The following is a 26,059-nucleotide window of genomic DNA, read 5'->3' as shown; positions in this document are numbered from 1 at the left end:
CCATCTTCACATCATCATATACGGATTCGTGTCGACCGTAATCGTCACTCCGCCATGGGCGGCATCGGCTTGGTAGCGGTCGATGACCGCCTTGAGCGCCGCGGTCAAATTCGGCTCCCGTTTGTATTTTATCATGCATTGGTAGCGATATCTATCGTGAAGACGGGCGATTGGCGAGGCAACCGGGCCGAGAACGACCGCTTCGTGCGACAGATGCTTGCGCAAATAGGCGGCGATCTTTTCCGCCGCTTTGGCCGCAGCCGGCGCCTCTTCGTGGGCGGCGGTAATGAGCGTCAAATAATAGTACGGCGGATAGCCGTGCGCTTTGCGCAGCGCCATCTCCCGCTGGTAAAAGGCGCGGTAGTCGTGGCGGGCGGCCAGTTCAATGCTGTAGTGGTCAGGCGTATACGTCTGAATGATGACTTCGCCGGGCAGCTCGTGCCGCCCGGCGCGCCCGCTCACTTGCGTCAACAGCTGGAACGTTTTTTCCGCGGCGCGGAAATCGGGCAAATGAAGCATCGTGTCGGCCGCCAGCACACCAACAAGCGTGACGTTCGGAAAATCAAGTCCTTTGGCGATCATTTGCGTGCCGAGCAAAATATCGGCTTCCTTGGCGGCAAAACGGGAAAGCAGCTCTTCATGCGCCCCTTTGCGGCCGGTCGTGTCGACATCCATGCGGATGACGCGCGCTTTCGGCAGCAACCTCGTCAGTTCTTCTTCCACTTTTTGCGTGCCGGTCCCGAAAAAGCGGATGTGTTCGCTTCCGCACGATGGACAGCGAGGGACAAGCGGCTCTTCATGCCCGCAATAATGGCATTTCATCCGCTCGCCGGCGCGATGGTACGTCAACGAAATGTCGCAGTGCGGACAGCGGATGACATAGCCGCAGCTGCGGCACATGACAAACGTCGAATAACCGCGTCGATTCAACAGCAACACTGCCTGCTCGCCGCGCTCAAGCCGGCGGCGCAATTCGTCAAGCAACCGGCGTGAAAACATCGAACGGTTGCCGCTTCGCAGCTCCTCGCGCATATCGACGACATGAACGTCCGGCAGGCCGCGGTCGCTGATGCGCTCCGGCAGCTCGAGCAGCTCGTACACCCCTTTGGCGGCGCGGGCGAACGTCTCAAGCGAGGGGGTGGCGCTGCCAAGCACGACCGGGCAGCTGTGGCGGCGAGCGCGGTAAATGGCGACATCGCGCGCATGATAGCGCGGCATTTCTTCTTGCTTGTAGCTCGTCTCATGCTCCTCATCGATGATGATCATCCCTAAGTTTTCAAATGGGGCAAACACAGCCGAACGCGCACCGACGACAAGCTGCACTTCTTTCCGGTGAATTTTCCGCCATTCGTCATATTTTTCGCCGACCGACAGCCCGCTGTGAAGCACCGCTACTTTCGAGCCGAACCGGCTTTTGAAGCGCTCGACCATTTGCGGCGTCAGCGAAATTTCCGGCACGAGAACGATCGCTTCCTTTCCTTGGCGCAACGCTTCATCAATCGCCTGCATATACACTTCCGTCTTCCCGCTGCCGGTGACGCCATACAGCAAAAACGTGCGATGCTCCCCAGCGCGCACCGAAGCGGCGATCTTCGCCAACGCCGCCTCTTGCGCCTGGGTGAGCGCCGGCGGCTCGCTCGGCTGAAACGTGCGATGCTCGTACGGGTCGCGGTACACCTCGACATCGTTCAGCACCACAAATCCTTTGTCGACGAGCGCTTTCAGCGGCGCTGAGGAGACGCCAAGCACCGCTTGCAGTTCGGCAACCGACGCCGCCTTCCCTTTTTCAAGCAAAAATGAAAGCACCTCTTTTTGTCTTGCCGGCAGCGACCCGAGCTCCTGTTTCGCCTGTTCCGATGGAATGGCAAGAGCGGCGTGCTTCACCGTTTTCTTGCCCGCTTTTTCTTTCACCTTGTAGACCTCCTCGAGCACGCCCTGCTGCACCGCTTTTTGCGCCGCCCGCCATAAACCGGCCGCCTCAACCTCTTTCCAAGCGGCTTCCGTCCGCCCGGCAAACAGCGGCTTTACCTCATCCGGCAACCTCTCTCTCTTCTCTTCATCTGTCAAACGGAGCGTTTTTTCATATTTCGCCCGCATCGCTGCCGGCAGCATCGCCTGGTACGCCGAAATGGCAAAACAAAGCGTCGTTTCCGTTAAATAGCGGCCAAGATCAAGCAGCTCTTCGTTTAACACCGGCACGACATCAAGCACATGCTCAATCGGTTTCAGTTGTTTGATGTCGGAATGGTCTTTCACATCAACGACAAACCCTTGCAAACGCCGCGCCCCAAACGGCACCGTCACCCGCATGCCCGGCTGGATGATGCCTTGCCAGCGTTCCGGAATCAAATAATCAAACGGGCGGTCCGTCTGCCGGGACGGGACATCGACAATCACGGATGCTACTTTCATCGAATCGCCTCGATATACGCGTGAATTTCTTTTAAAATTTCCTCGGCCGCCTCGCGTTTCGTCATGAGCGGCAGCGGCCGAACGACGCCGTCGCGGCGGAAGATGGTGACGATGTTCGTATCGCCGGCAAACCCTGCCCCTTCTTCGGTGACATTGTTGGCGACGACCATATCAAGCCGCTTTTCTTCAAGCTTTTTTAACGCATACTGTTCAAGGTTGTCCGTCTCAGCGGCAAATCCAACTAAAATCTGTCCCGTTTTCCGCTCACCAAGCGCTTTCAAGATGTCCACCGTCCGCTCCATCTCCACCACATAATCACCCGGTTGCTTTTTGATTTTGGACGCCGCCACATATTTCGGCCGATAATCGGCGACCGCCGCCGCCTTGATCACGATGTCCGTTTCCGCAAACCGAGCCATCACCGCTTCATACATCTCTTCCGCCGATTCAACCGCCACCGTCTCGACGCCATCGGGCGAAGAAAGCGCCGTCGGTCCGGAGACAAGCGTCACCGAAGCGCCGAAGCGGGCCGCCGCTTCGGCGATGGCGTAGCCCATTTTGCCGCTCGAATAGTTGGAGAAATAGCGGACTGGATCAAGCCTCTCCCGCGTCGGCCCAGCGGTGACAAGCACACGCTTCCCGCGAAACAGCGGCGGATCACCGGCAAAAAAGCGCTCGATATGGGCGATGATGTTCTCCGGCTCCTCCAGCCGCCCTTTGCCGATGTAGCCGCACGCCAAATAGCCTTCCGACGGCTCGATGAACCGGTAGCCGAATTGGCAGAGCCGCTCAATGTTCGCCTGGACGGCCGGATGCTCATACATATGGACGTTCATCGCCGGAGCAATCCAGACGGGCGCTTTCGTCGCCAAAATCGTCGTCGTCACCATATTGTCGGCGATGCCGGCGGCCAGCTTCGCCATCGTATTGGCCGTCGCCGGTGCGACCAAAACGAGATCAGCCCAGTCCGCCAAATCGATATGGGCGATGACGGCCGGGTTGTTTTCGGCAAACGTATCGACATACACTTCCTGGCGCGACAAAGCTTGAAACGTGAGCGGTGTAATGAACTGGCACGCCCCTTCTGTCATGATCACTTTTACTTCAGCGCCGCGCTGGGTCAACTGGCTGGTGAGCGCCGCCGCCTTGTACGCCGCCACCCCCCCGGTCACACAAAGCAAAATATGTTTTCCCTTGATCATGTTGGCCACCCCCCCCGACATTGAAAAAAATAACAACCTAAAGCTAGGTTGTTATTTTTCCTCCTCCACTAATTCGACCTTGTCACCAGCGATTTCCTCGAGCGCCTGGCCGACAAATTTTTTCGACACCGGCTTTTTCACCATCAACTCCGCACCGTCCTGCAGCTCGCGCGCCCGTTTGGCCACCACCGTGACGAGCTTGTATTTCGAATCGACTTTTTGCATCAGCAAATCGATGGAAGGATACAGCATCGTCATTCCACCCCCAACATCCGTTTATATCGCTCGGCGACGCGTTCGCGCCGGCAATGTTCGGCGATGACGATCGCCTTGATCCGCTCGCAGGCGAGCTCCACTTCATCATTTTCCACGACATAGTCGTACTCGTCCATCATTTCAAGCTCCTCTTTCGCCGCCCGCAGCCGATTTTCAATCAGCTCTTTCGACTCGGTGCCGCGTCCCATGATCCGCTTTTCAAGCTCCGTGAGGCTTGGCGGAGCAAGGAAAATGAAGAGCGCCTCTGGAAACGCCCGCCGTACTTTCATCGCTCCCTGCACTTCGATCTCTAAAAACACATCTTTCCCTTCGGCAAGCGTCTTCTCCACGTAGTCGATCGGCGTGCCATAGTAGTTGCCGACGTATTCCGCCCACTCGAGCAGCTTGTTTTCCCGAATCATTTGTTCAAACTGCTCGCGCGTGCGGAAGAAGTAGTCGACGCCTTCCACTTCGCCTTCGCGCGGCTTGCGCGTCGTGACCGACACCGAATAATGAAGATTGATGTCCGGCTGTGAAAACAGCGCCTTGCGCACCGTTCCTTTGCCAACGCCAGACGGACCCGACATGACGATCAACAACCCACGTTCGTTCTTCAACGCCCAAAACCCTACCCTTCCTCGGAGAAATCGTCGCTTCCATATAAGCGGTTCGCCACCGTTTCCGGCTGCACGGACGACAAAATGACGTGATCGCTGTCCATAATGATGACGGCGCGCGTCCTCCGCCCGTGCGTCGCGTCAACAAGCTTGCCGCTTTCGCGCGCATCTTGAATGATTCGTTTGATCGGCGCCGAATCAGGGCTGACAATCGTAATGATGCGGGCGGCTGACACCATGTTTCCGTACCCGATATTGATAAATTTCATCATCATGACACGCCCACCTGCCATATCCGATATTGTTGCCGCCAATAAGTCGTTTTAAACAGTTATTCCACGTTTTGCACTTGCTCGCGCATTTTCTCAAGTACGCTTTTCATCTCAACGACTTGCGCGGCAATCAGGCTGTCGTTTGCCTTGGCGCCGATCGTGTTGACTTCCCGGTTCAACTCTTGCACCAAAAAGTCCAGCTTCCTCCCGATCGGTTCGTCCATTTCTAAGGCGTCTGCCATTTGCGCCAAATGGCTGCGGATGCGTTTCAATTCCTCATGAATGTCCGCCTTTTCGGCAAACACCGCCACTTCTGTGAGCAGGCGCGCCTCATCGACCGGAGCGGGCGCCCATTCGCGCAGGCGGCGCGCAAGCCGCTCGCGGTATTGTTCAATAACAAGCGGCGCCCGCTGTTCAATGGCTTCCACCCCGGCTTCGACTTCATGAAGACGGGCGCGCAAATCCGCGGCAAGCGCCTCCCCTTCGCGCCGGCGCATGGCAACAAGTGCCTTTGCCGCTTCATCGACAGCGGTCAAAAGCAGCGGCTCGACCTCCTCGTTCGCTCCTTCCTCTTCCACAACTTCGACCGCCCCATCAAGCCGAAGCAGCTCGGCCGCCGTCACGCTGCCGTCAACGGCAAATCGCTTTGCTGCCTCCTGCAACCCGGCCCAATATTGGCTGAGCAAATCCCAATCAATATGTACGTTCCGCTTTACAAGTCCTTCGCCGGCAATCGTGACGAACACTTCCACTTTTCCGCGCCGCACGTACGGCAAAATTGCTTTCTTTATTTTATCCTCAAACACGAGCCATTGTCTAGGGAGGCGAATGGAAATTTCGCAAAACCGGTGGTTGACCGATTTCATTTCCACCGCCACCATCAAACGATCCGTTTTTTTTGTGCTTGCGCCGAAGCCGGTCATGCTGTAAACCATATCATCACATCCGTCGTTGCCTTGATGAAAAAGAAAAGGTCATAGAGCGTTCCTCTATCACCCTTTTTATTATAACATATCCATCCTTTTATTTTCTCGTAAAAAGCGAGCCTGCAAACAAAAATGTCGGCAAGGCGGACAAGCCAATGATGAGCAGCCAATCGACCGCTGCGAGCGGCTTCGTATGGAACACTGCGGCAAGCGGTGGGTAATAGATGACGACAATGAGCAAAAGCAGCGACACGATCACCGCCGCGACAAGGTATATGTTCCCGAACGGACTGCGGTCAAAAACCGAATGGTCGCAACGGCAGTCGAACACATGGATCAATTGGGCCAACACAAGCGTCGCAAACGCCGCCGTCTGGGCGTAAACGAGATCCTCGCCGCTCCGTTCATAGGCGGTCAGAAACGCAGCCAGCGTAACAACGCCGATCAAAAAGCCGCGGCTTACGATTTTCCAGCCGAGCCCGCGGGCGAACACCCCTTCATCGGGACGGCGCGGCGGCCGCTTCATCACGTTTTCTTCTGGTTGGTCGAGCCCGAGCGCCATGGCTGGCAAACCATCGGTGACAAGATTGACCCATAAAATTTGAATCGGCACGAGCGGCAGCGGCAAGGCAAGCAGCATCGCAAACAACATGACGAGAATTTCCCCGACGTTCGAGGCAAGCAAGTAGCGGATAAACTTGCGAATGTTTTCGTAAATGTTGCGCCCCTCTTCGATCGCGGCCTCAATCGTCGCAAAGTTGTCATCCAACAAAACGAGCGACGCCGCCTCTTTCGCCACCTCTGTCCCCGACCGGCCCATGGCGACGCCAATATCGGCTGCTTTCAGAGCGGGCGCATCGTTCACCCCGTCGCCGGTCATGGCAACAATATGGCCGCGACGCTTGAGGGCGTTGACAATTTTTAACTTATGCTCCGGAGCGACGCGGGCAAACACGTAAATCTCATCAACTACGCGTTCGAGCTCATCGACCGACAGCTTCGACAACGCCGCACCATCCATCACTTTTCCGCCAGGCGGCAGCACGCCAAGCTGTTTGGCGATGGCGGTGGCTGTCAACACATGATCGCCGGTGATCATCACCGTTTTCATGCCTGCCTCTTTGCATCGCGCCACTGCTTGCTTCACCTCAGGGCGCGGCGGATCGATCATGCCGGCGACGCCGAGGAACCGAAGCTTTGTCTCCGCATCCTTCTCCGACTCGATCCGTTCCGTTTCCGCAAGCAGCCGATACGCGACGGCGATCGTGCGCAAGGCGGAAGACGCCATCTGGCGAATCGCCTTCTCGATCGTTTCTTTCCACGCCGGGGTCAGCATCTGCTCGCGGCCGTTCCATTCCAGGCGGTCCGCCCGCTCAAGCAGCACATCGGGCGCCCCTTTCGTCACGACAAACCGACGGCCGTTTCGGTCGCGGACGATCACCGTCATCATTTTCCGCTCGGAATCAAACGGAAACTCCTGTTCGATCGTGTACTCACGCAAAAGCATTCCTTTCGCCAATCCAGCTTTGGCCGCCGCGACCAGCAGCGCTCCTTCCGTCGGATCGCCGTCGACGTAACGCCGGCCGTTTTCCTCTTTCAACTCCGAACTATTGCAAAGCACCCCCATTGTCAACAGGCGAGCGAGCTGGGGAACGCGGTTCGGATCAACCGTCCGGCCGCGTTCAGAAAACTCGCCATCCGTTTCAAGACCAACGCCGCTTACCGCAAATGTCCGCCCGCCTGCCCATACTTGCGTGACGGTCATCATGTTTTCCGTCATCGTCCCCGTTTTGTCGGAACAAATGACCGAAGCGCAGCCGAGCGTTTCCACCGCCGGAAGCTTGCGGACGATGGCGTTTCGTTTGATCATCCGCTGCACGCCAAGCGCCAAGACGACCGTCACAATGGCCGGCAACCCCTCCGGAATGGCGGCGACCGCGAGCGACACACCAGCCAAAAACATTTCATACAGGTCGTGCCCTTGAATGACACCTACGGCCACGACCGCTGCCGTCAGCGCCAATGCGACGACAAGCAAAATTTTCCCAAGCTGCTCGAGCCGGCGCTGGAGCGGGGTTGCCCCCGCATCCGCCTCTTCGAGCATCGTTGCGATTTGTCCCATCGCTGTTTTCATCCCAGTGGCGATGACAATCCCGACCCCATTCCCTCTTGTCACGAGCGTCCCCATAAACGCCATATTGTGCAAATCGCCCAACGACGCCTGTGCTGTATGAAGCGGGGCGGCGGATTTGGCCACCGGCACTGATTCGCCCGTCAGCGCCGACTCCTCGATTTCCAGGCCGGCCGCCTCAATCAAGCGGATGTCGGCCCCGACCCGGTCGCCGCTTGCAAGTCTCACCACATCGCCGACAACAAGCTCGCGCGTGGGGACTTTCACCCACTCCCCGCCGCGCAACACAACCGCTTGTGGAGCGGACAACCGTTTTAAGGCGGCAAGCGACTTTTCCGCCCGCCGCTCCTGGATAAACCCCAGGATGGCGTTCATGATCACGATGACGACAATCGCCACCGCATCCACATACTCGCCTAAAAACGCGGAAATCACCGTCGCCAAAAGCAACACAAGCACCATAAAATCTTGAAACTGGCGAAAAAAGACAACGATGGCCGACTCCTTCTTCCCTTCCGCCAGCTCGTTGTACCCGAACTGCCGCAGCCGTTTTTCCGCCTCCGCCGCAGTAAGCCCGGTCTTGACATTCGTCTTCGTCTCGTGCGCGACATCGCTTGCCGCGAGCGTATGCCATTGCATCTGTCTCCCTCCGTCCTTCCATTTTTTCGCACGCCGTTCCCGCTTCTCTATGCTTATTCATACATGTCCCAAAAAATGATAGTCCCCGCCATGATGTTTAGCGACACAAACATAAGGAGTCGTGGGGCCCTTTGCCACGCCATCTCCCCCATAAGGGAAAAAATCGTGTCAAAAAAGCGGGCCTCCCCATTTTATGCAACATGTTCGTCGGGCATCTTCGTCCGTCTTCAGGTAATATTCAAAGAAATGTTCAAAACGGCGGGTCGTATGGTAAGATCGAAATAGCAAACAAACGAAATAGAAAGGTGTTTTCCATGTCCTTTGACGGAGTGTTTACGTACGCCATTGTCGGTGAACTCGAAGAGGCGCTTGCGGGCGGGCGGATCACGAAAATCCACCAGCCGTCGGCGTATGAGATCGTGCTGCTTGTGCGCGCCCGCGGCCATAACCATAAAGTGATGCTGTCGGCGCATCCGACGTACGCCCGCGTCCATTTGACAAACGAAACGTACAACAACCCATCCGAGCCGCCGATGTTTTGCATGCGGCTGCGCAAACAGTTGGAAGGAAGCGTCATCGAAGCGGTCCGCCAAGTCGATTTTGACCGCATCATCGTCATGGACACAAAAGGCCGCGACGAACTCGGCGACGTGCAGACAAAGCGGCTCATCATTGAAGTGATGGGCCGCCATAGCAACATCATCCTCGTTGATGCATCGACCGACACGATCATCGACAGCTTGAAACATTTGCCGCCGTCGGTCAACCGCTACCGGACGGTGCTTCCCGGGCATCCGTACGTCGCCCCACCGACGCACGGCAAGCTGAACCCGCTTGAGGCGACGGAAGAAATGGTGCTGAAAAAAATCGACTTTCACGCCGGCAAGCTCGCCCATCAGCTTGTTTCCGCCTTCAGCGGCATTTCGCCGCTATTTGCCAATGAGGCGGTGTTCCGCGCTGGACTCGCCAACCGGACGACGCTGCCGAAAAGCTTCCTCGCGCTCATCGATGACGTTCGGCACCGCCGCTTTGCCCCGATGATGTACACGAACGGGGAAAAAGAATGGTTTTACGTGTTGCCGCTTAAGCACTTACAAATCGAAGGCCAACCGTTTGCGAGCGCAAGCGAGCTATTGGACCGCTTTTATTTCGGCAAGGCCGAGCGCGACCGCGTCAAGCAGCAAGCTCATGACATCGAGCGTCTCATGGCGAACGAAAAGGCGAAAAACGAGAAAAAGCTCCTAAAGCTCGAACAGACGCTCGAAGAAGCAAAGAAAGCCGACGTTTATCGACTGTACGGCGAACTGCTCACCGCCCATTTGTACGCCATAAAGCGCGGCATGACGGAAATCGAGGTCGCAAACTACTACGACGAAAACGGAGGCACCATCACCATTCCGCTCGACCCGCAAAAATCGCCGTCCGAGAACGCGCAACAGTACTTTCAAAAATACCAAAAAGCGAAAAACTCGTTCGCCGTCGTTCAAGAACAAATCGAGCGGACGAAAGAAGACATCGCCTATTGCGACACGATTTTAAGCCAGCTTGAAACCGCCTCGCCGAAAGATGTCGAGGAAATCCGCGACGAGCTCATTGAACAAGGCTATTTGCGCCCGCGCGCGGCGAAAGGAGCAAAAAAGCGCAAACCAACCGCGCCCGAGCTTGACCGCTACGTCGCAAGCGACGGCACGGAAATACTCGTTGGCAAAAACAACAAACAAAACGATTATCTCACAACAAAGCTGGCCCATAAGGACGATGTTTGGCTGCATGTGAAAAACATTCCCGGCTCGCACGTCGTCATCCGGAACAAGCAGCCGTCTGACGAGACGCTCTTGGAAGCGGCGAATCTTGCCGCCTACTTCAGCAAGGCCCGCCACTCCGGCTCCGTGCCTGTCGACTACACGCGCATCCGCTATGTAAAAAAACCGAGCGGCGCCAAGCCGGGATTTGTCATTTACGAAAACGAGCAAACGCTCTACGTCACACCGGATGAAGAACTCGTCCGCACCATGAAACAGAGGCAAAAAGAACAAGCGGCGAAACCATCGTAAACGCGCCCCAATGGCCGCCCAACACGGCATCGGGCGATTTGCGCGAACTCCCGCAAACCGAAACGGTCTAGTGCCGCATAAAAGACAGCGGGCTGTCTGTAAGACCAGCTGCATTGGCCTTACGGACAGCCCGCTTTGCAAACTTGTCGAGTCAACCACAAGCCGCCATCACGAATGCAACTCCATGCACGTCTCGCCATCCGTCTCAACGAAACATATCCTCAAGAGCCACTTGAAGCCCAGGAAAGCATGCCGACTGCACCACACCCGTTCCCGCTTTCACATCCGCCTGCTCATACAGTCCTTCCTCGTTCAGCGTATAGACGGTAATCGCCTCTTTCATCGGATTGACGATCCAATACTCTTTCACATCGTACGCCATATACAAATTGAATTTGGTCACTAAATCGTGCGCCTGGTTGGAAGGGCTCAAGATCTCAACGATAAGAGTAGGCACGCCGACATACTTCGTTTCCGTAAACCCTTTTGAATCGCAAATAACGCTTAAATCCGGAATGACGACTTTGCGATCGGGAAACTTGTCGCTAGCCAGTTCGATATCGGTCGGCGCCGCAAACACGTTGCACGGCTTCCCACGAAAATAAAGGCCCAATTCGGTATGAAGGTTGCTCGAAACAAGCTGATGCTTGATGCTTGGCGACGGAGCCATATACACAGCGCCATCAATATATTCAAGCCACTCATCGCTTTGTTCCCGCAACGCCCAATATTGCTCGTACGACACATTGGAAAACCGAGGCAAGGACATCGGCATCTTCTCCTTTGTCGCTTACATATTCCCCAAAAGAAGAACGCAACAGCCGTAATGGCCGGCTATTCCTCAAGCATCTTATCCAGCTTCTTATCAAAAGTATACACTTGATATCCCTTCACTTTGTTATAGGCGTATAAAAGGGTATCGACAAAGTCCAAGCGCCTTTTGCCAAACAGAGCAAGCGCCTCCTCTACGACCTCGATATCATCCACCTCGATATTATCGTATTTGAGCAATTCTAAAAGAATATCGCTGATCTCGTCATTTTTTACGTTGTACACTTTTTCAAGAACATTACTTCTCTTAGCAACAATACTTTGTTATCTTCAATAATCGTTGCGGCTTTGCCCGACAACTCATCATGGTCATTAAGCAGATATCTTAAAATAATATTCGCATCAATGATTTTCATATTGATCCACCACAGCTTTAGACCAAGCATCGCTTTCTCGGGCTTGCAAAGTCTCATTTTTATATTTGGACAGAGCCCCTCTTAGATTCCTTTTTTTTGGCTGTTCCAAATCTTCTTTATCCGCATAAGGAAGAATAATGACTTCCACTTTTCTATTTTTTAATGATTGAGGCAAATCGATGATCTTTTCTAAGTCATTGCTGTTTTTGATTACTCTTACAAAATCCATAACGTTTTCACTCCTTTCAAGGAAGATGGATCCTTTTAAACATATTATACCCGTTCATTGTACATCATGAGATGAAAATTCACTTTACGATCTATATAGACTCCCATGACAAAAAGATTTCGTCACCATCGAAGGGATGAAAATGCCGCTATGTCGAACTCTGAAACCTTGCACATTTTGAAGTTCGGGTATTTTCAGGATAGAAAAACTTTTTTAACGTCAGATATCCCTTCTTCAATCATACGTGTACTCTTTCTTGTTTCCTTTCTTATCGTACTCGCTTAACAAGTTTCCTACGGCATCATAATTCTTTTTCGCCACATAGCCTTCTTCATCCACTTCTTCCGTGACATCATTTCCGCTGGCATCATACTTGTTTTTCGTCACGACGTTTCCTTCCATTAAACGGATCGCGTCAAACCATACCGTTCCCGTGTAATTGCCGCGGAAGACAGCGGATATATCGATTTTATCAATTGGCTTGGAAGGTTGAATCGAAACGGCGGCACGGTTCCAATCTTGATTGCCAGCAGGGAAATCCGCAGGTGTGAGTAAAATATTTGTAGGTGAAATGGAGAATGCGAATGGTTGCTTGTGATGATGATCGTGACCACTAAGCGAAATGCTGTAAATGATCATTTTATTTGAATGCCAAGCCACCCGTTTTTTCTGTGAACATAACCATCCACGAATGGTTATGTTCATGCTTGGTGGTGAGCGAAACTTGCTCATGTTCAGAAAACCCACGAAATATTGACGACATTAGACGCTGTCGCACTCCGTTTTTCCCCATGGAATGACGCCGATGGCGAGTGAGTCATCTCCCCGCTTCGTCCATGACAAAAGCGCGAACCATCCTTTGGTCCGCGCTCCTCTTTTCCTCTTTTAGCTCCCCCACTCCTCCGGATTCTCCCGCCATTGCCGCAATGTCGCCAGATCGTGTTCGCTGACGGCGCCAAGGCGGACGGCCGTTTCGATGAGGGTGTTGTAGTCCGTAAGCGTGTAGGCAGGCAAATTCTCTGCCGCAAACGCCTGTTTCGCTTTTTCGAGCCCGTATGTGAAAATGGCGGCGACGCCCAGCACCTCGCAGCCTGCCTCTTTCAAGGCGCGGACGGCCGCAAGCGAGCTGCCGCCCGTCGAGATCAAGTCTTCGATGACGACGACGCGCTGGCCCGGTTCGGCTTGGCCTTCGATTTGTTTTCCTTTGCCGTGTGCTTTCGCCTGGCTGCGGACGTAGCACATCGGCAGCTCAAGCCGCTCGCTCACCCAGGCGGCGTGCGGGATGCCGGCGGTCGCCGTGCCGGCGATGAGGTCCGCTTTAGGGAAATGGGTGCGGATGAGTTCGGCGAGGCCGTCGGCGATCAGGCGGCGCACGCCGGGGTAAGCGAGCGTCAGGCGGTTGTCGCAATAAATCGGCGATTTCAAGCCCGAGGACCAGGTAAACGGTTCGTTCGGCTGCAGGGCGACCGCCCCGATTTCAAGCAATTTGGCGGCGATGTCGTGTTTCATTCTCTCTCTCCTCCGTTCCATTCGTGCTGCAGGCGGGCATACGTCCTGAGCGGATCGGCGGCGCGGGTGAGGCTGCGGCCGATGACGATGTAGTCAGAACCAAGCGCACGCGCTTTCCTTGGGGTGACGACGCGCACTTGGTCGTGCGCCGCATCATCAGCAAAGCGGATACCCGGGGTGACGGCAAGGAACGAGGCGCCGCACCGTTCTTTGATGAGCGGCGCTTCGTTCGCTGAGCAGACGACGCCGTCAAGGCCGCTTTCTTTCGCCAAGGCGGCGTAATGGGCGACTGTTTCCACAAGCGGGCGGGAAATCCACAGCTCCTCATGAAGCATTCGCTCGTCCGTGCTTGTCAGCTGGGTGACAGCGATGCAGCGCGGCCGCATTCTTCCGCTTGGCGTGCCGGCGTCAAGCCCCTCGATCGCCGCTTCCATCATGCGCCGGCCGCCGGCGGCGTGAACGTTCACCAAATCGGCGCCGACACGGGCGAGCCCTTTCATCGCCTGTTTCACCGTATTCGGAATGTCGTGCAGTTTTAAGTCTAAAAAGACGGCATGTCCTTGTTCTTTGAGAAACGCGACGATGGCTGGACCTTCCTGATAGTACAGCTCCATGCCGACTTTGACGAACAGCGGCGTTCCGGCAAACGGCCGCAAAAACCGCTCCACCTCTTGTTTTGATGGGAAATCAAGCGCGACAATGAACGGCGTGTGCACCGGTCTTCCAGCTCCTTCCTATGCATTCGGAAATGTGGCCGATCCCGAGGTCGTCCAACAGCGCCGGCAGGTCGGCGATGATCGTCGGGCAGACGAACGGATCGACGAAGTTGGCCGTGCCGACCGCAACCGCGCTCGCGCCGGCGTAGAAAAACTCGAGCACGTCTTCCGCCGTTTGAATGCCGCCCATGCCGATGATCGGAATCGACACCGCCTGGCTCACTTCATAAATCATGCGAATGGCGATTGGTTTGACCGCCGGGCCGGATAAGCCCCCGGTGCCGTTGGCCAAAATCGGCCGGCCTGTTTTCACGTCGATGCGCATGCCAACGAGCGTGTTGATCATCGTCAAGCCATCGGCGCCCGCTTGTTCAATGGCCTTCGCCATCGCGACGATGTCGGTGACGTTCGGAGACAGCTTCACGTAAACCGGCACGGCGGACACTTCTTTGACAAGCCGCGTCAGTTCCGCGGCCACGTCCGGCACGGTGCCGAACGCAATCCCGCCTTTTTTCACGTTTGGGCAGGAAATGTTGAGCTCTAACGCATGGACATTGGGCGCTTTGGAAATCGCTTCGGCTACCTCGACGTACTCTTCCACCGTCGAGCCAGCGATGTTGGCGATGATCGGTACGTCAAACTGTTCAAGCCACGGCAGTTCTTCTTCGAGCACTTTGTCAAGGCCGGGGTTTTGCAGGCCGATGGCGTTTAACATCCCGCCCGGCGTTTCTGCCACCCTTGGTGTCGGGTTGCCAAAGCGCGGCTCTTTTGTCGTCGCCTTGATCATAATGGCGCCTAACACGCTTAAATCGTAAAACCGGGCGTACTCGCGGCCAAATCCAAAACAGCCGGACGCCGGCATGATCGGGTTTTTGAGCGAAAGACCCGGCAGTTCGACCGCAAGCCGGTTCATAGCACCACCTCCCCGGCCCGAAACACCGGGCCGTCGCTGCATACTTTTTTATACGCCGTCTCGCTCCCTGGCACATGGCAGACGCAGGCGAAACACGCCCCGACGCCGCAGCCCATCCGCTCCTCGAGCGACAAGTACACCGGCCGGTTCGGAAACCGTTCCGCAAGCGCCCGAAGCATCGGCTTCGGACCGCAGGCGTACAAGACGTCAAACTCGAGCGAGCGCGCTTCGATCACATCGGTGACGCGCCCGGCCGTTCCGTGCGAGCCGTCATCGGTCGCGACATGCGTCTCGCCGAACGCGGCAAATTCCTCTTCGTAAAAGACCGCCGCTTTCGTTTGAAACCCGAGCACGCTCACCACTTTGACGCCGCGCTTTGTGAGCTGTTTCGCCAGTTCATAGAGCGGCGGGACGCCGATGCCGCCGCCGACTAGCAGCGCCCGGCTGCCCGCCGGCGCGGCCTCGAGCGGAAAGCCGTTGCCGAGCGGGCCGAGCACATCGACCGTGTCGCCCGGCTGTTTTTGCGCCAACAGCGCCGTGCCTTTCCCTTCCTGGCGGTAAATGATCGTGCATTGCCCCTGCTTGTGGTCGATATGGCAAAGGCTGAGCGGGCGGCGCAGGAGCGGATCGGCGGATGCGGCCACTTTCACATGAACGAACTGGCCCGGTTGGCGCATCTCTTGCACGAGGCGGCCTGAAAGCGTCAATTCATACGTCCGCTCGGCGATCAACCGCTGGCTTGCGACCGTCATTCGTTCGCGGCCGATCATGACCGCACCAGCCCTTCCGTCATCGCCGTCGTTGAAAACGTCATCGATTCGAGCACTTGCAGCATCGCCCGGGCCGTATCGAGCGACGTCAAGCACGGGATGCCGTTTTCGACCGCTTCGCGGCGGATGCGGAAGCCGTCGCTTTCCGGCTGCTTTCCTTTCGTCAGCGTGTTGATGACGACTTGCGCCTTCCCTTGGCGGATGACATCCAAAATGTTCGGTGACGCCGAGTGGATTTTATTGACGACCGTCACCGGAATGCCGGCCGCTTTCAACGTTTCCGCCGTGCCGTTCGTCGCCAACAGCTGGTAGCCGATGTCGGCAAAGCGGCGCGCCAGCTCGACCGCTTCTTCTTTGTCTTTGTCGGCCACCGTCAACAGCACCGCCCCATGCGGCTGGATATGGATGCCCGAGGCGACAAGCCCCTTATAGAGCGCTTTTTCAAACGTCACGTCCTTGCCGATCACTTCGCCGGTCGATTTCATTTCCGGGCCGAGCGAAATGTCGACGTTGCGCAATTTCGCAAACGAGAACACCGGCACTTTCACGTACACGCCAGGGCGCACCGGGCAGACGCCCGTCTCATAGCCCATCTCGGCGAGCTTCGTCCCTAAAATGGCTTTCGTGGCGAGATTCGCCATCGGCACGCCGGTGATTTTGCTTAAAAACGGCACCGTGCGGCTTGAGCGCGGGTTCACTTCCAAGACGTAGACATCGCTTCCCGAGACGACAAACTGAATGTTCAACAGCCCGACAATATGCAGCCCGCGCGCCAGTCGGATCGTGTAATCCGCGATCTTGTCGATCACTTCCGCGCTTAATGTCTGGGGCGGGTAGACGGCGATCGAGTCGCCGGAATGGACGCCGGCCCGTTCGATATGTTCCATGATCCCCGGAATGACGACCGTCTCGCCGTCGGCGATGGCGTCGACTTCGACTTCCTTGCCGGTGATGTACCGGTCAACAAGCACCGGGTGCTGCGGATTGACGCGCACGGCATGTTCCATGTAATGAAGCAGCTCTTCGCGGTTGTAGACAATTTCCATCGCCCGGCCGCCGAGCACGTACGATGGGCGGACGAGCACCGGGTAGCCGATTTCTTCGGCGATGGCAACCGCTTCTTCGACCGAAACGGCGGTTTTGCCGGCCGGTTTGGGAATGCCGAGTTCCGAGAGCGCCTGTTCAAATTTGTCGCGGTCTTCGGCACGGTCCAAATCTTCAAGCGTCGTCCCAAGCAAGCGGACGCCGCGCGCTTCGAGTTCCGCCGCCAAGTTGATGGCCGTCTGACCGCCGAATTGGACGATGACGCCGACCGGCTGTTCGAGGTCGATGACATGCATCACATCTTCAGCCGTCAACGGTTCGAAATACAGTTTGTCCGATGTGCTGAAGTCGGTCGAGACCGTTTCCGGGTTGTTGTTGATGATGATCGCCTCATAGCCGGCCTGCTTAATGGCCCAGACGCAATGGACGGTCGCATAGTCAAATTCGATCCCTTGGCCGATGCGGATCGGGCCGGAGCCAAGCACGATGACGCTCGGTTTTTCCGTCACGATCGATTCGTTTTCTTCCTCGTACGTGCTGTAGTAGTACGGCGTTTCCGACGTGAATTCGGCTGCGCACGTATCGACCATTTTGTACACCGGCATGATGCCTCGTTGGCGGCGCAGCGCGTAAATGTCGCGCTCCGTTTTGTTCCATAACGCCGCTATCGCCGCATCGGAGAAGCCGAGCCCCTTCGCTTTTTTTAACACGTCAAGGTCGCCCGGGTGGTTTTTCAAGACCGTTTCCATCTCAATAATGTTTTGAATCTTATGCAGGAAAAAGCGGTCGATTTGGCTCCATTCATGCAGCGTCTCCACCGTCACCCCGCGGCGGAGCGCCTCGGCGATGTAAAAGAGCCGTTCATCGCCCGCCTTGCGGATCCGTTTTTCGATCACGTCGTCGGCGGCCGTTTTCGCCTCGTTCAATTCCAGATGATGCACCCCGATCTCGAGCGAACGAACGGCTTTTAACAGTGATTCTTCGAACGTCCGGCCGATCGCCATCACTTCGCCGGTCGCTTTCATTTGCGTGCCCAACCGGCGGTTCGCCGATTCAAATTTGTCAAACGGAAAGCGCGGAATTTTCGTCACCACATAGTCGAGCGCCGGCTCGAAGCAGGCGTACGTTTTCCCGGTGACCGGGTTGATCATTTCGTCAAGCGTCAGCCCGACGGCGATTTTCGCCGCCAGTTTCGCGATCGGATACCCCGTCGCTTTTGACGCCAGCGCCGACGAGCGGCTGACGCGCGGGTTCACTTCAATGACGTAATAGCGGAAGCTGTCCGGGTCGAGCGCGAGCTGGACGTTGCAACCGCCTTCGATGCCAAGGGCGCGGATGATTTTCAAGGACGCGTTCCGCAAAAGCTGATATTCGCGGTCGCTTAACGTCTGGCTCGGGGCGACGACGATTGAGTCACCCGTATGAATGCCGACCGGGTCGATGTTTTCCATGTTGCAGACGACGATCGCGTTGTCGTTGGCGTCGCGCATCACTTCGTATTCAATCTCCTTGTAGCCGGCGATGCTCCGCTCGAGCAAGCATTGGTGCACCGGGCTCATCTTCAAGCCGGTTGACACAATCTCGACAAGCTCTTCTTCGTTCGTGCAAATGCCGCCGCCCGTGCCGCCGAGCGTGAACGCGGGGCGGACGATGACCGGATAGCCGATTTGTTCGACAAACGCATACGCCTCTTCCAGGCTGTGAATAATCGCGCTTTCCGGCACCGGCTCGCCAAGCTCGTTCATGAGGGCGCGGAACTGTTCGCGGTCTTCCGCCTTTTCGATCGCCTCGAGCTTCGTGCCGAGAATTTCCACGCCGCACTCTTCAAGCACGCCGGCCTTGGCGAGCTCAACCGCCAAGTTGAGGCCCGTTTGGCCGCCAAGCGTCGGCAAAATCGCGTCCGGCCGCTCTTTGCGGATGATGCGGGCGACAAAATCGAGCGTCAGCGGCTCCATATAGACTTTATCGGCGATTTCCGTATCGGTCATGATCGTCGCCGGGTTTGAGTTCACCAGAATGACTTTGTATCCTTCTTCTTTTAGGGCTAAGCACGCTTGCGTCCCTGCGTAGTCGAACTCGGCCGCCTGGCCGATGACGATCGGCCCCGAGCCGATGACTAAAATCGTTTCAATGTCGCGGCGCTTAGGCATGGATGACTTCTCCTTTCTTGTTGAACTCGCGGATGAGCGCCAAAAACTCGTCAAACAGCGGATTGGCATCTTCTGGCCCCGGCGACGCTTCCGGATGGTATTGCACCGTAAACGCCGGGAAATCGAGATGGCGCAGCCCTTCGACCGTGCCGTCATTTAAGGCGATATGCGTCACCTCAAGCCGGGTGCCAGAAAGCGACTCGTGCGTGACGGTATAGCCATGGTTTTGCGACGTGATGGCGACTTTGCCGGTGCGCAAGTCTTTGACCGGATGGTTCGAGCCGCGATGGCCGAATTTCATTTTCTCGGTATTCGCGCCGCACGCCAACGCGAACAGCTGATGGCCGAGGCAGATGCCAAAGAGCGGCACTTTGCCGAGAATCCCGCGGATCATCTCGATCGCTTCCGGCACGTCTTTCGGGTCGCCCGGTCCATTGGAAAGCATGACCCCATCCGGATGCCAGCCGAGCACCTCTTCAGCGGTGGCGTTGTACGGCAAGACGATCACATCGCAATTTCGCTTGTTCAGTTCGCGCAAAATGCCGTGTTTCATCCCGAAATCAATCAAGACGATGCGCTCACCGCGCCCCGGGCTTGGGTAGGCGCTTTTCGTTGAGACGCGCCGCACTTGGTCGCGCGGCCACTCCATCGCCCGCAGCTTGGCTGCTGCTTCCACCGGATCGACATCTAGCCCACAGATCATCCCTTTTAACGTTCCGTATTGGCGGATAAGGCGCGTCAGTTTGCGCGTGTCGATGCCGGAAAGGCCAGGGATGCCTTTTTCTTTCAAATACTCGTCCAACGTCAGTTCTCCGCGCCAGTTGGACGGCTTCACGCACGCTTCTTTGACGATGAACCCGTGCACATGCGGGCGGATCGCTTCAAAGTCGTCGCGGTTGATGCCGTAGTTGCCGATCAATGGATATGTCATCGTCACGATTTGCCCGCAATACGATGGATCGGTCAAAATTTCTTGGTATCCGGTCATGCCGGTGTTAAAGACGACTTCCCCGGTCGTCTCTTTCAAGCTGCCAAACGCTTCGCCGACAAAAAACGAACCATCTTCCAAAATCAGCTGCCGTTTCATCTTTACGCCCTTCCTTTCTCCCATACGAGTGTACCGCCGACAAACGTCATCACCGGCCAGCCTTGGCACACCCAGCCGGCAAACGGCGTATTTTTCCCTTTGGACGCAAACGTCTCGGGATCAATCGCTTCTTCTGTTTCCAAATCAATGACCGCAATATCCGCCGGCGCCCCGACGGCAAGCCGCCCGGCCTTGAGGCCGAAACATTGCGCCGGCTTGATCGTCAGCCAATCGACAAGCTGCTTTAATGTAAACACGCCTGTTTTGACGAAATGGGTATATAAGAGCGGAAACGCCGTTTCGAGCCCAACGATGCCAAACGGCGCCGCCTCGATGCCTTTCGCTTTTTCCGCAGCCGTATGCGGCGCGTGGTCCGTGGCGATAAAGTCGATCGTGCCGTCGAGCAGTCCTTCAATTAATGCGTCACGGTCCTCTCGGCTGCGCAGCGGCGGGTTCATTTTGTAGTTCGCATCAAGCCCCGGAATGTCTTCATCGCACAAGAGCAGATGGTGCGGCGTCACTTCGGCGGTGACGCGGATGCCGGCCCGCTTCGCGTCGCGGACGACGCGCACCGATTCTTTCGTGCTGATATGGCAGACGTGATAATGGCATCCGGCTGCCTCGGCAAGCAAGACGTCGCGGGCGATGTGCACCGCCTCGCAGACGGATGGAATGCCGCGAAGTCCATAGCGCCGGGCGAACTCGCCGTCATGCACCGCTCCGCCGTTTGTCAGCGTGTCGTCCTCGCAATGGGCAACGATCGCCATATCGAGCGCCGCCGCCTGTTTCATCGCTTCAAACATCATCCCGGCCGACTGGACGCCGACGCCGTCATCGGTAAAGGCGAACGCCCCTGCTTCTTTTAGCGCCGCAAAATCGGTCAGCTCCTCCCCTTTTTGCCCAATCGTGATCGCCGCGTACGGAAGCACGTTGACGCGCGCCGTTTCGCGGATGCGGGCTTGCAACCATTCCATCTGCTCTTTCCGATCCGGCGCTGGGTTCGTGTTCGGCATGGCAGCAACCGTCGTAAATCCGCCTTTCGCCGCGGCGAGCGTGCCCGTTTCAATCGTTTCTTTCGCTTCGCCGCCCGGTTCGCGCAAATGAACGTGCAAGTCGATCAGGCCAGGAACGATGAGACGGCCGCCAACGTCGATAACGTCCTCCTCATTCGCTTCCAGCGGCTGTTCATAGAGGATCGCTGCAATGGTTCCGTGTTCGATTTTGATATGTGTCCGCATCAATTCCCCATCTTTATTGAACGACATGCCATTTTTCAGCCATACGCCCATGCTCCATTCTCCCTTCCATTGCCCGTTTTAAGACAGCCATCCGGACGTAGACGCCGTTTTCCATTTGTTTAAAAATGCGCGATGCCTTCGCTTCGACAAGTTCGCTTGCGATTTCGACCCCGCGGTTGACCGGCGCCGGGTGCAAGATGATGGCGCCCGATTTCATCCGCCGCGCCCGCTCAAGCGTCAGCCCGTACCGCGCATGGTACTCTTCTTTTGTCAGCCCCATCGTTTCCGCATGGCGTTCATGTTGGATGCGCAAAAGCATCACGACATCGGCGCGGGCGATGGCCTCGTCGACTTCGACGTACGTCCCGTACGGATTCGTTTCATCTTTCCACTCCGCCGGTCCGGAAAACAGGACGTTTGCCCCCAGCCTTGTCAACACTTCCGCATTGGAGCGGGCGACGCGGCTATGACGGATGTCGCCGATGATCGCCACCGTCAAGCCAGTGAAGGCGCCAAACTCTTGGCGGATCGTCAATAAATCCAAGAGCGACTGGGTCGGATGATGCCCGCAGCCGTCACCGGCGTTGATGATCGGAATGCCGACCGCATGGCGGAGCGCTTCGAAATACGCATCTTCGTGATGGCGGATGACAACCGCATCGACGCCGATCGCCTCAAGCGTCCGTACGGTATCGTACAGCGTCTCCCCTTTTTGCACGCTCGAGCGTTCCGGGTCAAATGGAATGACATGAAGCCCAAGCTTCCGTTCCGCCATCTCGAAGCTGCATTTCGTGCGCGTGCTCGGTTCGAAAAACAAGTTGGCGACGTACATCGGCGCCGCCGGGCGCCAGATGCGCCCGCTGCGGAACGCTTCCGCTTCATCGAGCAAACGGTGGATTTCATCAAGCGGCAGTTCACTTAATGCGAAAAGATGGGTCATCGGTCTCGCTCCTTTTCGTTTTTTCGCGAAAAAAAACACCTTGCCGGCCAGGCAAGGTGTGACGATCGGCGCATGGCAGAGCCGAAGAAGGTGCACTCCGGCCCTGGATGCGCCTGTTTTCACACCTTTTTAAGCCTCGCGGGACTTAATTAAAAGGTGCTTTCTCCTATTAGGCGACATGGTCGCTCTGGTTTTCTTCAAATAGGTTTTCCGCGGCTTGCGGACGCCCCGGCAAAATCAAGTTGAGGAGGACGCCGACAATGGCCGAGAGCGCCATCCCGGTAATTTGGAAGCTGTCGCTGATTTTCAGCACCGCTCCGCCGATGCCGATGACCAAGATGACCGAGGCGATGACTAAATTGCGCGTCTGGCCGAAATCGACGCGGCTGTCGATCAACATGCGCAGTCCGGACGAGGCGATGATGCCAAACAGCAAGATCGACACACCGCCCATGACCGGCGTCGGAATCGAGCTGATCAGCGCCGTGATTTTGCCGACGAAGCCGAAAGCGATCGCGATGACCGCCGCGCCGGCCAGCACGTAGACACTGTAGACGCGGGTGATCGCCAGCACACCGATGTTTTCCCCGTACGTCGTTTTCGGCGGACCGCCAAGCAAGGCGGAGATCATCGTCGCCGTTCCGTCCCCTAAAATCGAGCGGTGCAGCCCCGGTTTTTGAATGAGGTCGCGGCCGACGACTTTGCTTAAGACGAGCTGGTGGCCGATATGCTCGGACAAGGTGACGATCGCCACCGGCACCATGAGCATCACGATCTCCCATGTGACGCGCACCGGATAATCGGCAAACGGGATCAAGAAATCCGGCCATTCGAACCATTTCGCCGCCGCCACTTTCGACAAATCGACGAGCCCGACCGCCAACGCGTAGAGATAGCCGACGACAATGCCGACAAGCACCGGAATCAAGCTCAACATGCCGCGCGCGAGCACGGAGCAGACGATCGTGGCCGCGAGCGTCACGAGCGCCACCGAGAAATGGAGCAAGCTGTATTTGCCGTCCGGGCCGTTCATCGCCATCCCGACCGCCGTCCCGGCCAAGCCGAGGCCGATGACGATGATGACCGGGCCGACCACAACCGGCGGCAACAGTTTCATCACCCAGCGGTAGCCGGCTTTTTTAATGATGAGGGCGACAACCCCGTACACCAATCCGGCGAGGAAGCTGCCGATCATGGCCGCTCCCGGGCCGCCAGCCGTTTTCGCCGCGATGATCGGCGCAATGTAGGCGAACGACGAGCCAAGATACGCCGGCACTTGCCATTTCGTAATGAGCAAAAACGCCAATGTTCCAAGCCCGCTTGTCAGCAAGGCGATCGACGGATCTAAGCCGACTAAGTACGGCACTAAAATCGTCGCCCCGAACATGGCGAATAAATGCTGAAGGCTTAAGGTGATCCATTGCCCAACAGTCGGGCGGTCTTGAATGTCCAACACCGGTTTGTTCATCTTTCGTCACTCCTTTGATCAAATGAGCGAGGCTTGCTTTCTAGTGTGCACAAAAAAATCCCTCTTTGCCCGCGAAGACGCAAAGAGGGTGCAGAAACAGCCGAAACGATTCCGCCCCTTTTGCAGCCTCACGGGACTGCGCTTAAAAGGGTGCTTCGCTATTTTTCATGAATGGAGACTTGATCGATGCCGTCCACTTCCGAAAGCTCCACGACGATCAGTTCCGAACGAGAGGTCGGCACGTTTTTGCCGACGAAATCAGCGCGGATCGGGAGTTCCCTGTGGCCGCGGTCAACAAGCACGGCGAGCTGGATGCGCGCCGGGCGGCCCAAATCCATGACCGCATCCATCGCCGCCCGCACCGTCCGGCCGGTGAAGAGCACGTCATCAACTAAAATGACATTCCGCTCGGTCACCGGAAACGGCACATTCGTTCCTTTCACAAGCGGTTCATGGTCGTCCGTCTTCACGGTCAAATCGTCGCGGTACAAGGTGATGTCAAGCTCACCGACGGGAACGGACGCCCCTTCAATTTGCTCGATCCGCTCCGCCAAGCGGCGCGCCAAGTAAATGCCGCGCGTTTTAATTCCGACAAGCACGCAGCCGTCAATGCCTTTGTTTCGTTCGATGATTTCGTGGGCGATGCGCGTCAAAGCGCGGCGAATCGCCTGTTCGTCCATCACGACCGCCTTTTGCATACAAGCCACCTCCGTTGGCACAAAAAATCCCCCGCCTGTGAAGCGGGGGATGGCGCGCTTATCACCAAACAAGATGGGCATACATCGCCCTTCTTTGTCATTCCGACCCCTTTTCAGCCTCACAGGACTGAACTTAAAGGTTCCTGTTCACCTGTTTTCATTGTAAAGGGGGCGTGTTCGTTTGTCAATCGTTTTTTCGCAGCCAGTCAAGCAGCTCGGCAAACTCCGGCGGCAACGGCGCTTCGAATTCCAAATACTCGCCGCTTCTCGGATGACGGAAGCCGAGCACCCCGGCGTGAAGCGCCTGGCCGTCGATGGCGAGCGTTTTTTTCGGCCCGTATTGCGGGTCGCCAGCGAGCGGATAGCCGATGTATTTCATATGGACGCGAATTTGGTGCGTCCGCCCCGTTTCCAGCTGGCACTCCACATACGTATAATGGCGAAACCGCTCGAGCACGCGGAAATGGGTGACGGCTTCCTTGCCGTTTTCCTCGGTGACGGCCATTTTCTTTCGATCGCGCTTGTCGCGGCCGATCGGCGCGTCGATCGTCCCGTAATCGTGTGGAATGACGCCGTGGACGATCGCCTTGTAGCGGCGCGTCACCGTTTTGTTCACAAGCTGCTCGACGAGCGAGCGGTGGGCGGCGTCGTTTTTCGCCACCATCAATAGTCCTGATGTGTCTTTGTCAATCCGATGGACGATGCCGGGGCGAAGCACGCCGTTGATCCCAGACAGGTCGCGGCAATGGGCGAGAAGCGCGTTGACAAGCGTGCCGCGCATATGCCCGGGCGCCGGATGGACGACCATGCCGCGCGGTTTGTTGACGACAAGGACATCCTCATCCTCATAATAAATGTCCAGCGGAATCGGCTCCGGCTCGACATGAAGCGGCTCCGGCTCCGGCGGTGAGACGGCGACCGAGTCGCCCGCCTCGCATTTGTAGTTCGCCTTCACCGTTTGGCCGTTCACGGTCACAAGCCCGTTTTTGATCCATTGCTGCACTTGGGAACGCGACCATTCCTCATTTAACGCCGCGATCACTTTATCAATTCGTTCGCCGTCATATTCGTCTTCAATGTGAAATGTGATCGTGTCCATCTACTCATTCCCTTTCTCTGGTGTCGCGAAAAAAAACATATGGACAAACAGCAAGATGACGCCGACCGTCAGCGCCGAGTCAGCCACGTTGAACACCGGAAAACTGTACGTGCCGATGTACGCGTGGATGAAATCGACCACTTCCTTGCGAAAGACGCGGTCGAGAAAATTGCCAATCGCCCCACCGAGCATCAGCCCAAGCCCTACGCCCGCCAGGCGTTCAGAAGGCTTCAGGCGGCGGATGTAGATCACGATCGCCGCCACGACAATAACCGTAATCAAATAAAAGAGCCAAAACTGCCCTTCCAGCATGCCCCACGCCGCGCCGCGATTGCGGTGCGACGTAATATAGAGCACATTGTCAATGATCGGGATGCTTTCCCCAAGCTGCATATAGCGGACGACAAGCCATTTCGTCCATTGATCGAGGATGACGACCGCCGCCGCAATCCAATAGTATGCCACCGTGCCAAGTCCCCCTGTCCTTCTCATTCATCCTTTTT

General features: G+C 56.6%; 24 protein-coding genes. 1 reads left to right on the top strand and 23 read right to left on the bottom strand.

From position 1 onward, the window contains the following. Nucleotides 1-6: 6 nt before the first annotated feature. The 7 genes from priA to GT3570_RS05460 all read right to left on the bottom strand — a co-directional run bounded on the left by priA (nucleotide 7) and on the right by GT3570_RS05460 (nucleotide 8,454). Nucleotides 7-2,412: a primosomal protein N' gene (gene priA, locus GT3570_RS05490; RefSeq protein ID WP_062898520.1), complete on the bottom strand. Its 2,406-nt coding sequence runs from the start codon at nucleotides 2,410-2,412 to the stop codon at nucleotides 7-9. Further along, entirely contained in the window at nucleotides 2,409-3,614 is a 1,206-nt protein-coding gene (gene coaBC / locus GT3570_RS05485; protein ID WP_021321693.1) for a bifunctional phosphopantothenoylcysteine decarboxylase/phosphopantothenate--cysteine ligase CoaBC, read from the bottom strand. Before coaBC ends, priA begins: the two co-directional genes overlap by 4 nt. 51 nt (nucleotides 3,615-3,665) lie before the next feature. Beyond that, complete coding sequence (gene rpoZ / locus GT3570_RS05480) at nucleotides 3,666-3,866, bottom strand: DNA-directed RNA polymerase subunit omega (protein WP_011230668.1); 201 nt, start codon at nucleotides 3,864-3,866, stop codon at nucleotides 3,666-3,668. A gap of 2 nt (nucleotides 3,867-3,868) precedes the next feature. Beyond that, nucleotides 3,869-4,486, bottom strand: coding sequence for a guanylate kinase (gmk, locus tag GT3570_RS05475; protein WP_011230667.1), 618 nt, complete (start codon nucleotides 4,484-4,486; stop codon nucleotides 3,869-3,871). Between the two features lie 11 nt (nucleotides 4,487-4,497). Next, nucleotides 4,498-4,761: an extracellular matrix/biofilm regulator RemA gene (gene remA / locus GT3570_RS05470; RefSeq protein WP_011230666.1), complete on the bottom strand. Its 264-nt coding sequence runs from the start codon at nucleotides 4,759-4,761 to the stop codon at nucleotides 4,498-4,500. Nucleotides 4,762-4,817: 56 nt separating this feature from the next. Further along, nucleotides 4,818-5,693, bottom strand: a complete 876-nt coding sequence (locus tag GT3570_RS05465; RefSeq protein ID WP_011230665.1) for a YicC/YloC family endoribonuclease — start codon at nucleotides 5,691-5,693, stop codon at nucleotides 4,818-4,820. Between the two features lie 88 nt (nucleotides 5,694-5,781). Continuing rightward, complete coding sequence (locus GT3570_RS05460) at nucleotides 5,782-8,454, bottom strand: cation-translocating P-type ATPase (RefSeq protein WP_062898519.1); 2,673 nt, start codon at nucleotides 8,452-8,454, stop codon at nucleotides 5,782-5,784. 314 nt (nucleotides 8,455-8,768) lie between these two features. On the opposite strand from GT3570_RS05460, the gene GT3570_RS05455 reads away from it, so the two are divergent. Then, nucleotides 8,769-10,508, top strand: a complete 1,740-nt coding sequence (locus tag GT3570_RS05455; RefSeq protein WP_020278160.1) for an Rqc2 family fibronectin-binding protein — start codon at nucleotides 8,769-8,771, stop codon at nucleotides 10,506-10,508. 205 nt (nucleotides 10,509-10,713) lie between these two features. On the opposite strand, the gene GT3570_RS05450 is transcribed toward GT3570_RS05455, so the two are convergent. The 16 genes from GT3570_RS05450 to lspA all read right to left on the bottom strand — a co-directional run bounded on the left by GT3570_RS05450 (nucleotide 10,714) and on the right by lspA (nucleotide 26,048). Beyond that, nucleotides 10,714-11,277 (bottom strand): Uma2 family endonuclease, encoded by a 564-nt coding sequence (locus tag GT3570_RS05450; RefSeq protein WP_014195408.1) that lies wholly within the window; start codon nucleotides 11,275-11,277, stop codon nucleotides 10,714-10,716. 65 nt (nucleotides 11,278-11,342) lie between these two features. Then, entirely contained in the window at nucleotides 11,343-11,495 is a 153-nt protein-coding gene (locus GT3570_RS19035) for a PIN domain-containing protein (protein WP_231293774.1), read from the bottom strand. A 186-nt stretch (nucleotides 11,496-11,681) separates the two neighbouring features. Next, entirely contained in the window at nucleotides 11,682-11,924 is a 243-nt protein-coding gene (locus tag GT3570_RS05440) for a hypothetical protein (RefSeq protein WP_011230660.1), read from the bottom strand. 234 nt (nucleotides 11,925-12,158) lie between these two features. Beyond that, nucleotides 12,159-12,656: an RHS repeat domain-containing protein gene (locus GT3570_RS18845; protein ID WP_190304882.1), complete on the bottom strand. Its 498-nt coding sequence runs from the start codon at nucleotides 12,654-12,656 to the stop codon at nucleotides 12,159-12,161. A 153-nt stretch (nucleotides 12,657-12,809) separates the two neighbouring features. After that, the gene (pyrE, locus tag GT3570_RS05435; RefSeq protein ID WP_020278157.1) at nucleotides 12,810-13,433 is read right to left on the bottom strand and encodes an orotate phosphoribosyltransferase; all 624 of its coding nucleotides are present in this window, start codon (nucleotides 13,431-13,433) and stop codon (nucleotides 12,810-12,812) included. Further along, nucleotides 13,430-14,149, bottom strand: coding sequence for an orotidine-5'-phosphate decarboxylase (pyrF, locus tag GT3570_RS05430; protein WP_062898518.1), 720 nt, complete (start codon nucleotides 14,147-14,149; stop codon nucleotides 13,430-13,432). The genes pyrE and pyrF overlap by 4 nt, the downstream gene beginning before the upstream one ends. Beyond that, on the bottom strand, nucleotides 14,121-15,062 hold the full coding sequence (locus tag GT3570_RS05425; RefSeq protein WP_013523351.1) for a dihydroorotate dehydrogenase: 942 nt from the start codon (nucleotides 15,060-15,062) through the stop codon (nucleotides 14,121-14,123). The genes pyrF and GT3570_RS05425 overlap by 29 nt, the downstream gene beginning before the upstream one ends. Further along, on the bottom strand, nucleotides 15,059-15,832 hold the full coding sequence (locus tag GT3570_RS05420) for a dihydroorotate dehydrogenase electron transfer subunit (RefSeq protein ID WP_014195402.1): 774 nt from the start codon (nucleotides 15,830-15,832) through the stop codon (nucleotides 15,059-15,061). Before GT3570_RS05420 ends, GT3570_RS05425 begins: the two co-directional genes overlap by 4 nt. After that, a complete protein-coding gene (gene carB / locus GT3570_RS05415) occupies nucleotides 15,829-19,026 on the bottom strand; it encodes a carbamoyl-phosphate synthase large subunit (protein WP_062898517.1) in 3,198 nt (1,065 codons plus the stop codon). Before carB ends, GT3570_RS05420 begins: the two co-directional genes overlap by 4 nt. Continuing rightward, nucleotides 19,019-20,113, bottom strand: coding sequence for a carbamoyl phosphate synthase small subunit (locus tag GT3570_RS05410; protein WP_062898516.1), 1,095 nt, complete (start codon nucleotides 20,111-20,113; stop codon nucleotides 19,019-19,021). The genes carB and GT3570_RS05410 overlap by 8 nt, the downstream gene beginning before the upstream one ends. 2 nt (nucleotides 20,114-20,115) lie before the next feature. Next, nucleotides 20,116-21,402: a dihydroorotase gene (locus tag GT3570_RS05405; RefSeq protein WP_011230650.1), complete on the bottom strand. Its 1,287-nt coding sequence runs from the start codon at nucleotides 21,400-21,402 to the stop codon at nucleotides 20,116-20,118. Further along, nucleotides 21,365-22,291, bottom strand: coding sequence for an aspartate carbamoyltransferase catalytic subunit (locus tag GT3570_RS05400; RefSeq protein WP_011230649.1), 927 nt, complete (start codon nucleotides 22,289-22,291; stop codon nucleotides 21,365-21,367). The genes GT3570_RS05405 and GT3570_RS05400 overlap by 38 nt, the downstream gene beginning before the upstream one ends. 169 nt (nucleotides 22,292-22,460) lie before the next feature. After that, a complete protein-coding gene (locus GT3570_RS05395) occupies nucleotides 22,461-23,759 on the bottom strand; it encodes a solute carrier family 23 protein (protein WP_011230648.1) in 1,299 nt (432 codons plus the stop codon). A gap of 158 nt (nucleotides 23,760-23,917) precedes the next feature. Next, nucleotides 23,918-24,457 (bottom strand): bifunctional pyr operon transcriptional regulator/uracil phosphoribosyltransferase PyrR, encoded by a 540-nt coding sequence (pyrR, locus tag GT3570_RS05390; protein WP_011230647.1) that lies wholly within the window; start codon nucleotides 24,455-24,457, stop codon nucleotides 23,918-23,920. Nucleotides 24,458-24,641: 184 nt separating this feature from the next. Then, nucleotides 24,642-25,556, bottom strand: coding sequence for an RluA family pseudouridine synthase (locus tag GT3570_RS05385; RefSeq protein WP_011230646.1), 915 nt, complete (start codon nucleotides 25,554-25,556; stop codon nucleotides 24,642-24,644). Further along, nucleotides 25,557-26,048 carry a signal peptidase II gene (gene lspA / locus GT3570_RS05380; RefSeq protein ID WP_081430696.1) on the bottom strand — a complete coding sequence of 164 codons (492 nt, stop codon included), beginning with the start codon at nucleotides 26,046-26,048 and terminating at the stop codon, nucleotides 25,557-25,559. Nucleotides 26,049-26,059: the final 11 nt, after the last annotated feature.

Origin of the sequence: Geobacillus thermoleovorans (genome assembly GCF_001610955.1) — a bacterium.
GTDB classification, from domain to species: domain Bacteria; phylum Bacillota; class Bacilli; order Bacillales; family Anoxybacillaceae; genus Geobacillus; species Geobacillus thermoleovorans.
The sequence above is the reverse complement of the archived record's forward strand: the minus strand, read 5'-3'. Positions and strand labels throughout refer to the sequence as shown.